Annotated in this window: 12 protein-coding genes and 1 pseudogene; 7 read left to right on the top strand and 6 right to left on the bottom strand. The window is 37.6% G+C overall.

Annotated elements, in window-relative coordinates; genetic code table 11:
• Positions 1–5 precede the first annotated feature (5 nt).
• Positions 6–374 carry an MmcQ/YjbR family DNA-binding protein gene (locus UC75_RS14995; RefSeq protein WP_049838042.1) on the top strand — a complete coding sequence of 123 codons (369 nt, stop codon included), beginning with the start codon at positions 6–8 and terminating at the stop codon, positions 372–374.
• A 68-nt stretch (positions 375–442) separates the two neighbouring features.
• On the opposite strand, the gene UC75_RS14990 is transcribed toward UC75_RS14995, so the two are convergent.
• From UC75_RS14990 to UC75_RS14975, 4 genes are all read right to left on the bottom strand, one after another.
• Positions 443–1,297 (bottom strand): SPFH domain-containing protein, encoded by an 855-nt coding sequence (locus UC75_RS14990; RefSeq protein ID WP_049838041.1) that lies wholly within the window; start codon positions 1,295–1,297, stop codon positions 443–445.
• 28 nt (positions 1,298–1,325) lie between these two features.
• On the bottom strand, positions 1,326–1,787 hold the full coding sequence (locus tag UC75_RS14985; protein WP_004789340.1) for an NfeD family protein: 462 nt from the start codon (positions 1,785–1,787) through the stop codon (positions 1,326–1,328).
• A gap of 104 nt (positions 1,788–1,891) precedes the next feature.
• Positions 1,892–2,809, bottom strand: coding sequence for a patatin-like phospholipase family protein (locus tag UC75_RS14980; protein WP_034591625.1), 918 nt, complete (start codon positions 2,807–2,809; stop codon positions 1,892–1,894).
• A gap of 66 nt (positions 2,810–2,875) precedes the next feature.
• Positions 2,876–3,502, bottom strand: a complete 627-nt coding sequence (locus UC75_RS14975) for a lysophospholipid acyltransferase family protein (protein WP_049838040.1) — start codon at positions 3,500–3,502, stop codon at positions 2,876–2,878.
• Positions 3,503–3,630: 128 nt separating this feature from the next.
• Between UC75_RS14975 and UC75_RS14970 the strand changes: the two genes are divergently transcribed.
• The 6 genes from UC75_RS14970 to UC75_RS14945 all read left to right on the top strand — a co-directional run bounded on the left by UC75_RS14970 (position 3,631) and on the right by UC75_RS14945 (position 10,605).
• Positions 3,631–4,890, top strand: a complete 1,260-nt coding sequence (locus UC75_RS14970; RefSeq protein ID WP_049838039.1) for an MFS transporter — start codon at positions 3,631–3,633, stop codon at positions 4,888–4,890.
• 73 nt (positions 4,891–4,963) lie between these two features.
• Positions 4,964–5,155 carry a hypothetical protein gene (locus UC75_RS14965; RefSeq protein ID WP_049838038.1) on the top strand — a complete coding sequence of 64 codons (192 nt, stop codon included), beginning with the start codon at positions 4,964–4,966 and terminating at the stop codon, positions 5,153–5,155.
• A 273-nt stretch (positions 5,156–5,428) separates the two neighbouring features.
• Positions 5,429–6,727: a DcaP family trimeric outer membrane transporter gene (locus tag UC75_RS14960; protein ID WP_049838037.1), complete on the top strand. Its 1,299-nt coding sequence runs from the start codon at positions 5,429–5,431 to the stop codon at positions 6,725–6,727.
• A gap of 180 nt (positions 6,728–6,907) precedes the next feature.
• Positions 6,908–8,557 (top strand): phosphoethanolamine transferase, encoded by a 1,650-nt coding sequence (locus UC75_RS14955; RefSeq protein WP_049838036.1) that lies wholly within the window; start codon positions 6,908–6,910, stop codon positions 8,555–8,557.
• Positions 8,558–8,571: 14 nt separating this feature from the next.
• Complete coding sequence (locus UC75_RS14950) at positions 8,572–9,240, top strand: DNA-binding response regulator PmrA (RefSeq protein ID WP_004789346.1); 669 nt, start codon at positions 8,572–8,574, stop codon at positions 9,238–9,240.
• Positions 9,241–9,270: 30 nt separating this feature from the next.
• Positions 9,271–10,605: a two-component system sensor histidine kinase PmrB gene (locus tag UC75_RS14945; RefSeq protein ID WP_049838035.1), complete on the top strand. Its 1,335-nt coding sequence runs from the start codon at positions 9,271–9,273 to the stop codon at positions 10,603–10,605.
• Between the two features lies 1 nt (position 10,606).
• Here UC75_RS14945 and UC75_RS14940 read toward each other — a convergent pair.
• Both UC75_RS14940 and UC75_RS14935 read right to left on the bottom strand, forming a co-directional pair.
• Positions 10,607–11,315 (bottom strand): annotated as a pseudogene (locus UC75_RS14940) (phosphatase PAP2 family protein).
• 219 nt (positions 11,316–11,534) lie between these two features.
• Positions 11,535–12,415 (bottom strand): ammonium transporter (locus UC75_RS14935; RefSeq protein ID WP_228137411.1); only part of this gene is annotated, 881 nt, incomplete at its 5' end.

Below are 12,415 nucleotides of genomic sequence, written 5' to 3'. Positions count from 1 at the left end.
TAAGAATGAATGGTGAACAACTCCATCAAAAAGCAATTGAAATTGCAAGTAATCTTCCTTTTAGCCAACACGCTCATCCATTTGGCCCAGAGTATGAAGTTTTTAAGATTTTAGAAAAAATATTCATGCTGACAGCGGAAGTAGCTGGCGTCAAAATGATTAATCTCAAATGTGACCCTTATAAAAGTCAGGAATATCAGGAGCTTTATTCATTTATTATTCCGGGTTACCACATGAATAAAAAGCACTGGATTTCCATTACTCCGCATAAAAACTTAACTCGTGATTTACTTCAAGACTTGATTCGCGACTCTTATGACTTGGTCGTAAAAAAGCTGCCTTTGAAAGATCAGAAAAGATTAAACAACCAATAATACTCAATATAAAACGGCGACATGATTGTCGCCGTTTTTATTTCAATAATTTCTTTCAAGCAATTAAATTAATTATGCTTTCCCATAATGCCGCGAATTGTGTTTAAAACATCGGCAGGTAAAACTACGGTTTTAGCATTACTTGATTTCGCTAACTCTTGCATCGATTTAATGTACTGTTCACCTAGCAAGTAAGCCACAGGGGTTTCTTTATCACCGACTGCACTTGTTACCATTTCAATCGCTTTTTGTGAAGCTTCAGCTAAAACAACTTGTGCTTCTGCATCACGACGAGATGCTTCTAAGCGACCGTCAGCTTCTAAAATGGCAGCTTGTTTTTCACCATCTGCTCTCGTTACTGTAGCACGACGTTGACGTTCTGCCGCAGCTTGAGCTTCCATGGCAGCTTGCATTGTTGTAGATGGCTGAATATCTTGAATCTCAACCGTTTTTAAGGTGATGCCCCAATCCGAAATATCATCAGAAATTGCAGCTTTCAACTTAGCCTTAATATGATCACGTGAAGACAATGCATCATCTAGATCCATCTCACCGACAATAGAACGCAGTGAGGTTTGTACAAGGTTTTGAATCGCCCATGTATAGTTTTCAATACCGTAAACTGCTTTTTCTGGTGTGGTTAAATTAATATATGCCACAGCATTCATGAGTAATACGGCATTGTCACGTGTAATGACTTCTTGCGATGGAATATCTAACACAATGTCTTTCGTGGTAATTTTATAAGCTACATCATCGATGTAAGGGATCACAAAATTAAGTCCCGGATTAAGGGTGGTGTGATATTTACCTAAACGTTGGACAATCCATTTGTAGCCCTGAGGAACAATACGAACCCCTTTAAAAATGGTAATAGCCACAAAAGCCAAAAAGGCTAAAACAATAATAGTACCGACTGGCATGAAAATACCCTCTCTTTATCTTTAATGTTTATGAAGTACCATGGGTTTGAACAATTAAGTCATTACCCGAAATATCAATAACTCTAACACGATCGCCTACTTTAACAGGAGTAGTGCTCCGACAATTCCACTCATCGGCTCCTAAAATAGGCATTGGAAAGCGAACAATAATTTGATCATGGTCTAGACCGGTTTGAATCACCATTCCAATTTGACCAATCGTTGCTTCACGGGGTAATCCCGCTTTTGTTTTATCAATTGATAAGGGTTTAATAAATTTGAACCAAAGAATGGTGCATAGCACGGATAGTATTATCCACAATACAATTTGTGTTGTGAGGCTAATATCTGGAAATAACCAATAGAGAATGCACACCATAATGGCGGCAATACCAAACCAGAGTGCGGCAAAGGCAGGTAGAATCAGTTCAGAAAGAATAAGTAAGATACCCAATACAAACCAGTGCCAAGGTTGTACAACAAACTCCATAAATCTGCTCTTTTATATATCTTTATGATGGGTAAAAGTGACTAATATCACTTTTACCACTGTAGCAGATGATAGGAAATGTGGATAGAAAAAAACCACTTCAATTAGAATTTAGAACGTGGCGCGGGCTTAAATGCTGCTGGAGATTTTTTGAAAGTTGCAATCGCACTTTCAATTTGGCGAATTTGAGCTTGAGCAGCTTTTTCACCTTCCAAAATTGCCTGATTACTTGATTTGAGGTCAAGTGTACCTAAATGACCCACTTTAGGCTGAATCACAACATTGGCTTGCTTGAGTTCTTCATTAATACTTTGTTGGCCCATAATATTAATGGTTTGATCTAGTAATCCCCACATATTGGCTGGGCGATTACCTGCTGGACGCGCTGAAATATCAACGGCAATCACAATATCTGCACCCATATCACGAGCTGTTTTAACAGGAATTGGGCTAACTAATCCGCCATCAATGTATTTTTGATTGCCGATTGTGGCTGGCACGAACACATTTGGAATACTGCAAGAGGCGCGTACTGCTTGGCCTGCATTACCTTTAATAAAGTCTGCCTTTTGACCATTATCAAGACGAGTTGCCACAGCCGCAAAACGGATTGGGAATTTCTCAATCGGCTTATTGCCAACATTACGGTTAACGTAGTCTTGTAACTTTTGCCCGAGAATAATGCCTTGACGGTTAAGCGTTAAATCACGGATATCAGACTCTTGTAATTTCAGAGCCAGACTTTGCAATTGATAAGGTGTTTGTCCACTTGCGTAGATACTTCCAACAAAGCTACCTGCGCTGGTACCCGTTACAATTTTAGGCTTAATTCCATGAGACTCTAAAACCTTGATTACACCAATATGTGAAAATCCTTTTGCTCCACCGCCACCTAAAGCAAGTGCAATCACAGGTTCACGGGCTTTAATTGAGGTAGTCGGCGTTGGTGTTTTGCTAAATTTATCACAGCCAAAGAGTGCTAGAGAGATAAATCCAATACTGGCAAATTGAGCAATTTTCATCTTTAAAAATAATCTATGTCGAGATAAATTAAGAAGGGCCATAAGACCAGATTCGCTCAATTTTTGCTAGGTTTTTTTCACTAGATTTTGTAAAGGTTCGGCAAGCCAATTGCGATTTTTGGGTGAAATTTTTCCTTTATAACGCTCAAAAATCTTGGTGAGATCTTCATCATAGTTGCCACTCGGGTCTAAGTGACCTAAGCAGTGAATCTTCTTACGGTCATAATCAAAAGAAAATATCACAATGGGAATATTGGCTTTTGCGGCAATATGGTAAAAACCACTTTTCATTTTTTTTGCTTTTTTACGTGTGCCTTCAGGCGCCATCCCAATCCAGATCTTGTCATATTTTTGAATGGTTGCAACCACTTGTTCAGTAAGTCCATTGGCTGTATCACGTTTAACAGGAATGACTCCAGCCCAGTCTAATGCCCGCTTAAACGGTGGTTTAAAAAGGGCATCTTTACCTAATACTGTAATTTGGATACCTAATCCGAAAATCGCAAGAAAGCCATACCATCCATCAATATTGGAAGTATGAGGGGAAATAATCGCTACTGCTTTTGGTAAATTAGGAACTTCGCCTTCAATTGTCCAACCTTGCGCTAAAAAAAGTTTCTTAAATAGTGCCCGGCTTAAAGCAGTACCACGTTGGGGTACCAAATCAGGTAAATTAGGGAAATGTTGATCCATATTTTTTTAAATTTTAACTTGTCCTAGTTTTATCTTAATCTTTTGAAATATATGCTTCATTGGCAAAATGTAAGAACAACATGACATTTGATGTTATTCCTCATTAAAGAAATAAAAAGTAGGTATATATGTTTCGGCAGCAAAATCTTTATCTTCTGCTATTTTCCTTATATTGGGCACAAGGGCTGCCTGTCGGTTTTATGACCCATGCTTTACCTGTTATTTTAAGGGCACAAGGTGTGTCACTCGCTCATATTGGTGGTTTTGGTCTATTAATGTTGCCTTGGTCAATTAAGATCTTTTGGGCGCCGTGGGTTGATCGACATGCTCTTTCCCGTTTGGGGCACTATCGTAGTTGGATTTTACCTACTCAGTTTTTGACGGTAGGTGTACTGTGTATTTTGTCTTTTTTCCCCATTCAGGCTTTAGACCAGCCTCTTTATTTATTTTCTTTTTTTATTTCGCTTCTTTTAATGAACTTAACAGGAGCAACACAAGATATTGCGACCGATGCTTTGGCCGTCAATTTGTTAAAGCATGACCAGCAACATTGGGGAAATACATTTCAGGTGATTGGTTCCCGACTCGGTTTTATTGTCGGTGGAGGTGCCGTACTCTGGTGTTTAGACTGGTTAACATGGCAACCCACTTTCCTGTTATTAGCAGCCTTGGTGTTTTTAAATACGTTACCTGTTTTATTATTTAAAGAACCTAAACATGCAACTTATTCAGGTCAGCAACTTAAACCTAGCCAGCAAAATTTAGTCATAAAGATTAAAGCCTACTTGAGTTATTTCTCTCAAAATAAAGAGCTTCGTTCTTGGCTAGTTGTACTTATTACTTTTAAAGTAGCAGATGGTTTAGCTGGACCATTACTTAAACCTTTAATGGTCGATATGGGGCTAAGTTTTACTCAAATTGGCGTTTATATCACCATGCTCGGTGCAGTAGCAGCACTGGCAGGGGCAGCCATAGCTGGTGGAGTGCTTAAATACTTCTCTAGACCCACCACTTTAATTATTTTTTCAGTATTTAAAATCATGAGTTTAGCGGCCTATGCCTATTTAGCTTATGCTTACGAACAGAAAATTCAACTCAATGTCTGGGCGATTTATACAGTCAATGCTTTAGAGGATGCATTCTCGGCAATGTTGTTGGTGGTTATGTTGACCTTAGTTATGCACTACAGTCGAAAAGAATATGCAGGTACAGATTTCACCTTTCAGGTTTCAGTCATGGCGACTGTGAGTGGGGGGCTTTATAGCTTGAGTGGTGTGTTTGGAGATGCTTTCGGTTATTTCCATTATTTGATAGCTATTGTCATTATTGGCACTGTTACTTTGCTCCCTATTTCTCTCTGGAAACATGCAAAACTACAAGAAAAATAATGTTAACTAAATGAAATAAAGAAATTTAATATCGATTAAGGAGTGATCTAGTCATTATCTACTACCTTTGTCTATGTTTTTAAAAATGTATGTTTTTAGCTATTTAAATGCTCAATTAATTGTGCCATCTTGTTTGGGTAGCAAATGGAAGCTAACTGGAGTAAAAATGGATTTCGTTAACAAGAAAAATCATGTGAATCAATTAAAATGGGTAGAAAAATGTTCAAGTAGATTGGATATTAGCCTAAAGTCTAAAAAAGAATAATGAAATAACGATTTAATCATTCTATAAGATAAGAGAGTTGTGTAGGATTCGTTACAACATGAAGTTAAGGTAAAAATCTGTAAGTCAAAGTAAGTTTTTTATGTCTTTGGTTATTGGTTTTGGTCTTGCATAACGTTGAAATTGGTTTTGGTTGCGGTAATAAAATTAATGTAACCAAAGTGGAGGAGAGTTGATTTTTTAGCCCCTTAATTTAATGGCGTAAATCAACTTGGCATGGATAGGCAACATAAAATATATTTTTTGGAGTTTTTGATGGATCTATTCCTTAATCGTAAATCTTTCGTTGTTAAAAGTTTAGCTCTTACAGTTACAGCTTTAATGATGAGTGGGGCACATGCTGCGACTTCCGACAAAGCGGAAATTCAACAGCTTCGTAAAGAAGTTGAGGCTTTAAAAGCTTTAATTCAACAACAAAGCCAAGTGCAGCAACAACAACAGCAAGTACAGCAACAACAGCAAGTTCAACTCGCTGAAGTGAAAGCACAACCAGTTGCTGCACCAGTTTCGCCGTTAGCAGGATTTAAATCTAAAGCTGGCGCTGATGTGAACCTATATGGTTTTGTTCGTGGTGACGCTAACTATATTATTGAAGGTGCGGATAACGACTTCGGTGATGTAAGTAAGTCAGACGGCAAAACGCATGATAAATTACGTGCGACTGCTAAAACGACACGCCTTGGTTTAGATTTTAATACGCCTGTAGGAGACGATAAAGTAGGTGGTAAAATCGAAGTCGATTTTGCTGGCTCAACATCAGACTCAAATGGCTCATTGCGTATTCGTCATGCTTATTTAACATATAACAACTGGTTGTTTGGTCAAACAACTTCAAACTTCCTGTCTAACCATGCACCAGAAATGATCGACTTCTCGACAAACATTGGTGGTGGTACTAAACGTGTTCCGCAAGTACGTTATAACTACAAGTTAGGTCCGACTACGCAACTATTTGTTTCTGCTGAAAAAGGTGATAGCACTACTTCGGTAACAGGCGATAGTATTAAATATAGCCTACCTGCATTAACTGCTAAAATCACTCAAGGCTATGCAGACGGCAGAGGTTCTGCTTCAGCTCGTGCATTAGTTGAAAATTATAAATCACAGCTTGCTGATGATGATAAAATTGGATGGGGTGTTGCTGTAGGTACTGATTTTAAAGTGTCTGATCCTTTAAAACTCTTTGCTGATGCATCATATGTTGTTGGTGATAATAGTTACTTATATGGTAGTAACACTCCTTATGCAGTAGAAGGTAACTCTATTGAGCAGAATAAATTTGTAGCAGTACAAGTGGGTGGAACTTATAAGATTTTACCTAACTTACGTTCTACTCTAGCATATGGTGCTCAATTCGCTGATGACGGTACTGATTTTGCAAGATTAAATGCTTCTGCAAATGAAAAAGTTCAACAAGCATGGCTTAACGTGATTTATACACCAGTTAAACCGATTGACTTAGGTGTTGAATACGTTAATGGTAAGCGTGATACATTTGATGGTAAGTCTTACAAAGATAACCGTGTTGGTTTAATGGCTAAATATAGTTTCTAAGAACAATATTTAGTTAAAAATCAAAAAAGACGAGGTTAAATTTAACCTCGTCTTTTTATTAGAAAAATTTTGAAATAAGTGTTTTTTAAGATTTATGTATTAGATCATTTTTTATTTAAGTCATTTTTAAGTTTCAATTTCTACAGTAAAGCATCATAAAAAGATTGTAGTTCCCCCAAGATGCTGAATTTTTTTTCTACCTTAAAAAATAAACAGATTTCACTGTTTATGTTTAATTTCATTATAGCCATTTGGTTAGGTGCAGTTTTAAATATTGGTTTTTATAACAAAGTACATCTTTTGACTCCATATTTTGGAGTTAAGGCTATTCTATTTTTAGCTGCTACAGTACTTATTGTTGTTGCTGCGTATTATGCGCTTTTACAAATTTTAAACTGGAAATGGACGGCCAAACTTTTTGCAATTTTGCTGGTTTTCATTGGTGGTTTTAGCTCTTATTTTGTAAATACGTTAGGTGTAATCATCTCGCCTGATCAGATTCAAAATATGATACAAACAGATGTATCTGAAGTTTCTGATTTAGTTTCATTGCGCTTTGGACTTTGGACAGTTTTCTTCGTTGTTTTACCTATTATTTTAATTACTCAAGTAAAACTTAAAAAAGAAAAATTATCCCATTTGTTGTTGAAAAAAGTCGGTTCAATTATCGCTTCTTTTGCAATTGTTGGTATTTTGCTTTTTACATATTACGTGGATTTTGCAGCCATTTTTCGTGAACATCGTGATTTAAAAGGCATGATTTCTCCTCAAAACACTATTTCTTCTTTGATGTCTTATTATCATAAGAAGGCGCCTAAGAAGAACTTACCATTAATACATTATGGTGAAGATGCTCATCAGGTTCAGTCAGTACAAAAGAGCCTGCCTAAATTAATGGTGCTGGTTGTCGGTGAGACAGCGCGTGCGGAAAGTTTTTCACTCAATGGTTATGCCAAAAACACGAATCCAGAGCTTTCTAAACAAGATATTTTGAATTTTTCTCAAGTAAGTTCATGTGGTACAGCAACAGCTGTTTCAGTTCCATGCATGTTCTCTGGCATGCCACGTGTTGACTATGATGAGCAATTAGCAAGTCATCGTGAAGGATTGCTTGATATTGCAAAGCGTGCGGGTTATCAGGTGACTTGGATTGATAACAATTCTGGTTGTAAAGGCGCATGTGATCGTGTTGAACAATATCAAATTCCAGAAAAGTTAAAGCAAAAATGGTGTAAAGATGGCGAATGCTTTGATGATATTTTAATTGATAGCTTAAATGAGTATTTAGCCACTATTCCTAAAGAAGATACGCGTCCACGTTTAATTGTTTTACATCAAGTCGGCAGTCATGGTCCAGCTTATTACAAGCGTGCACCTGATGGATATCAACCATTTAAACCGACTTGTGATACTAATGCGATACAGGGCTGTTCTCAAACAGAGTTATTAAATAGTTATGATGACACAATTGTGTATACAGATCATGTGTTAAGTCAGATGATTAATAATTTAAAAGAAGTATCGAAATATCAAACAGGTTTATGGTATTTATCTGATCATGGTGAATCAACTGGCGAACATGGTTTATATTTACATGGTTCACCTTATGCAATCGCACCGAGTCAACAAACACATGTACCAATGATTATGTGGTTCTCTGATAAATGGAAGCAGCACAATCTTGCACAAGTGAGTTGTTTAGGCCAACAAACTAAAGAAAAGTTAAGTCAGGATAATTTGTTCCCAAGCTTATTAAGTTTGTTAGATGTAAAAACTCAGGTCATCAACCCTCAACTGGATATGCTGCACTCTTGTGCCCATGTGAATTAAAGCGAGCCTAGAACATGACAAAAATCTTGATGATTGAAGATGATTTTATGATTGCAGAGTCAACAATAACGTTGCTGCAATATCATCAATTTGAGGTGGAGTGGGTCAATAATGGCTTAGATGGTCTGGCTCAATTGGCCAAAAATAAGTTTGATATCATTTTATTAGACTTAGGTTTGCCCATGATGGATGGCATGCAGGTTTTAAAGCAAATCCGTCAAAGAGCTGTCACTCCAGTTTTAATTATTTCGGCACGAGACCAGTTACAAAACCGTGTAGATGGATTAAATCACGGGGCAGATGATTATTTAATTAAGCCATACGAGTTCGATGAGTTACTTGCCCGTATTCATGCACTATTGCGTCGTACAGGAGTAGAAGCTCAGCTTACGAACCATGAGCAACTTTTACAAAATGGCGATCTGGTTTTAAATGTTGAACAACATATTGCAACCTTTAAAGGTCAGCGGATTGATTTGTCGAACCGTGAATGGGCGATTCTTATTCCTTTAATGAGCCACCCAAATAAAATTTTTTCTAAAGCAAATCTTGAAGATAAGTTATATGATTTCGATAGTGAAGTGACCAGTAATACGATTGAAGTATATGTGCATCACTTGAGAGCTAAACTTGGAAAAGACTTTATTCGAACTATTCGAGGGTTGGGTTACCGTTTAGGATAATCCTCGCTTCAAATTTGGAACTTTATAAAAGTGCATTATTCATTAAAGAAACGACTGATTTGGGGCACCTCAATTTTCAGTGTCATCTTAGGTTGTATATTAATTTTTAGTGCCTATAAGGTTGCACTTCAAGAAGTTGATGAAATTTTAGATACGCAAATGCGTTACCTAGCAGAACGAACAGCTGAGTATCCATTGAAAACGGTAAGCAGTGAGTTTGATTTTCATAAGACTTATCATGAAGAAGATCTATTTGTAGATATTTGGGCTTATAAAGATCAGGCCCATTTATCTCATCATTTACATCTGCTGGTTGCACCAGTGACACAAGCTGGTTTTTATTCGCATAAAACCAGCCAAGGTGTAGTACGAACTTATATTTTACCTTTAAAAGATTACCAGATTCAGGTCAGTCAACAAGAGCGGGTTCGTGAAGCTTTTGCTTGGGAACTTGCTGGAAGTATGTTCATTCCATATTTAATTATTTTGCCATTTGCAATTTTTGCTTTGGCTGCAATTATTCGTCGAGGGCTAAAGCCAATAGATGACTTTAAAAATGAACTAACTCATCGTGATTCGGAAGAGCTGACACCCATTGAAGTTGCAGACTACCCTCAAGAGTTATTGCCAACTATTGATGAAATGAACCGTTTATTTGAGCGCATATCAAAGGCTCAAATGGAACAAAAACAGTTTATTGCAGATGCTGCACATGAACTTCGAACACCAGTTACAGCTCTAAATTTACAAACTAAAATTCTAATTAGTCAGCTTCCCGAGCACGAGTCTTTGCAAAATCTGAGTAAAGGATTAGCGCGTATTCAGCATTTGGTCACACAGCTTTTAGCTTTGGCTAAGCAAGATGTCTCTTTAAGTGTAATTGAACCAACCAAAACTTTTCAGCTTAATGATGTCGCTTTAAATTGTGTTGAACAACTGGTTAATTTAGCTATGCAAAAAGATATTGACCTAGGTTTTGTCCGTAACGAACCGATTGAAATGCATAGTATTGAGCCAACAGTACACTCAATTATTTTTAACTTAATTGATAATGCAATCAAATACACGCCTCATGAAGGAATGATTAATATTTCAGTCTTTACTGCTACAGATGGTGATGCGTGTATACAAATTGAAGATAGCGGTGCAGGGATTGACCCAGAACATTACGATAAAGTTTTAAAACGTTTTTATCGTGTGCACCACCACCTTGAAGTGGGGAGTGGTTTAGGTTTATCAATCGTTGACCGAGCGACTCAACGTTTAGGTGGCACTTTGACGCTAGATCGAAGTATGGAGCTTGGCGGACTCTCTGTTTTAGTTAAATTGCCTAAAGCTCTACATATTCATGAAGCAAGAACTTGATTTAAGCAAGTTCTTGTTTGATTCGTTTCTCAAACTCAAAGCGGTGAATACATATTTTATAAAATAAGATATTCACTGCCCAAACGACCCAGCCTGTCCATAAATTGTGGCTAAGGAAATGGGCGCCACGCATCATTTGTCCCCAGCCCATTAGAAAGCCTAAGATGATGCCCGCGATAAGATAAAAATAGGCACGTTTAGGTTGCTCAAGGCGATAAACAAAAAAGCCTGTCATTAAAATAAAGCCTGCACTTGCATGACCACCTGGAAAGCAATGACCATGGGTAGCGGTAAAGTCCCATACATAACTTAAAGCAGTTGGATGAACCATATTCCAAGGGCAAGCGTGAGCAGATTGTGATTTTAATAGGCCAACTACACCGCTACCAATCATGCTCACAAAAAACATATAGCCATATTGCCAGCGATAAAGCTTCAATTTTTCTACTTTAAATGATGCAATCCACAGAAATAAAAAGATCACATAAACAGTGGTAATGATTTGTTTTACGATTTCATGGTTAACTCTGACAAGGTACCAATTGTCCCGATTAAAGAAATGACCCGTTGAATCCATCCAAGGTTGGATGAAATACATATCAATTTTCCCACCCACTGGAAATATAAATAAAAGTATAAAAAAACTAAGGGCAAGAAAAATAAGCTGAAGTTGAAAAAATTGTTTTTGTTGGTTCATTGCCATGCAACATCAATTTGAGTGTGAGTTGAAGGCATTACATAAAATAAAACTTAAATTGTTCTTAAACTAAACAAAATTTAATGTTGAAATAAAGTTAAGACTTAAAAAATAATATTGATGATTCATAGATATATATTATTTATTTAAAGAATTTTAATTAATTTTAGTAGTAAGGAATTTTAAGAAAATGATAAGCAGGACATTTTGATCCTGCTTATCAACTGTTGAATTAGAACATGCCTTCTTCAGAATTTGCAGAAATTTTATGAATAGATAAATCTGCACCTCTAAACTCATCTTCTTGAGATAAACGAATGCCAATAGTTGCTTTGAGTAAGCCGTAAACAATAAAGCCGCCAGCGAGCGCAATAGCAATCGCAAGTACTGTGCCAATGAGCTGAGAAGCAAAAGATACACCGCCTAAACCACCAAGCCATTTTTGGCCGAATAGACCTACTGCAATACCACCAAATGCGCCGCATACGCCGTGTAAAGGCCATACACCCAACACATCATCAACCTTGAGCTTGTTTTGTGTGTAGGTGAATAGATACACGAACATTGCACCAGCCGCACCACCAATAACCAGCGCACTGACTGGATGAACAATGTCAGAACCCGCACAGATTGCAACTAAACCCGCAAGTGGACCGTTATGTAAGAAACCAGGGTCATTTTTCCCAATCGCATTTGCTGTAATTGTTCCGCCGACCATAGCCATGAGTGAGTTAATTGCAACCAGACCTGAAATTGCATCAACACGTTGCGCGCTCATCACGTTAAAGCCAAACCAGCCTACAATTAAAATCCATGAACCGAGCGCTAAAAATGGAATAGAAGAAGGCGGATGAGCACTTACACGACCATCCTTCTTATAACGACCAGACCGTGCACCCAATAAAATCACGGCAGCAAGCGCAATCCAACCACCCATAGCATGCACCACGACTGAACCCGCAAAGTCGTGAAAGGCTGCACCAAAAGTTGCTTCTAACCATTTTTGCAGACCGTAGTTACCATTCCAGACCATGCCTTCGAAAAATGGATAAACCAGTGCAACTAAAGCGAGTGTTGCAATTGCTTGTGAACGCATTTTTGCACGTTCAGCAA

It is taken from the genome of Acinetobacter sp. V2 (assembly GCF_001188385.1).
Classification (GTDB): Bacteria; Pseudomonadota; Gammaproteobacteria; order Pseudomonadales; family Moraxellaceae; genus Acinetobacter; species Acinetobacter oleivorans.
Note: the sequence above shows the minus strand (reverse complement) of the source record. Positions and strands in the feature narration are given on the sequence as shown.

What these genes read in the sequence shown, in the direction of transcription:
- UC75_RS14995 (WP_049838042.1), top strand. Translation starts at nt 6, where the DNA reads ATGAATGGTGAACAACTCCATCAAAAAGCAATTGAAATTGCAAGTAAT.
- UC75_RS14990 (WP_049838041.1), bottom strand. Translation starts at nt 1,297, where the DNA reads ATGCCAGTCGGTACTATTATTGTTTTAGCCTTTTTGGCTTTTGTGGCT.
- UC75_RS14985 (WP_004789340.1), bottom strand. Translation starts at nt 1,787, where the DNA reads ATGGAGTTTGTTGTACAACCTTGGCACTGGTTTGTATTGGGTATCTTA.
- UC75_RS14980 (WP_034591625.1), bottom strand. Translation starts at nt 2,809, where the DNA reads ATGAAAATTGCTCAATTTGCCAGTATTGGATTTATCTCTCTAGCACTC.
- UC75_RS14975 (WP_049838040.1), bottom strand. Translation starts at nt 3,502, where the DNA reads ATGGATCAACATTTCCCTAATTTACCTGATTTGGTACCCCAACGTGGT.
- UC75_RS14970 (WP_049838039.1), top strand. Translation starts at nt 3,631, where the DNA reads ATGTTTCGGCAGCAAAATCTTTATCTTCTGCTATTTTCCTTATATTGG.
- UC75_RS14965 (WP_049838038.1), top strand. Translation starts at nt 4,964, where the DNA reads ATGTTTTTAAAAATGTATGTTTTTAGCTATTTAAATGCTCAATTAATT.
- UC75_RS14960 (WP_049838037.1), top strand. Translation starts at nt 5,429, where the DNA reads ATGGATCTATTCCTTAATCGTAAATCTTTCGTTGTTAAAAGTTTAGCT.
- UC75_RS14955 (WP_049838036.1), top strand. Translation starts at nt 6,908, where the DNA reads ATGCTGAATTTTTTTTCTACCTTAAAAAATAAACAGATTTCACTGTTT.
- UC75_RS14950 (WP_004789346.1), top strand. Translation starts at nt 8,572, where the DNA reads ATGACAAAAATCTTGATGATTGAAGATGATTTTATGATTGCAGAGTCA.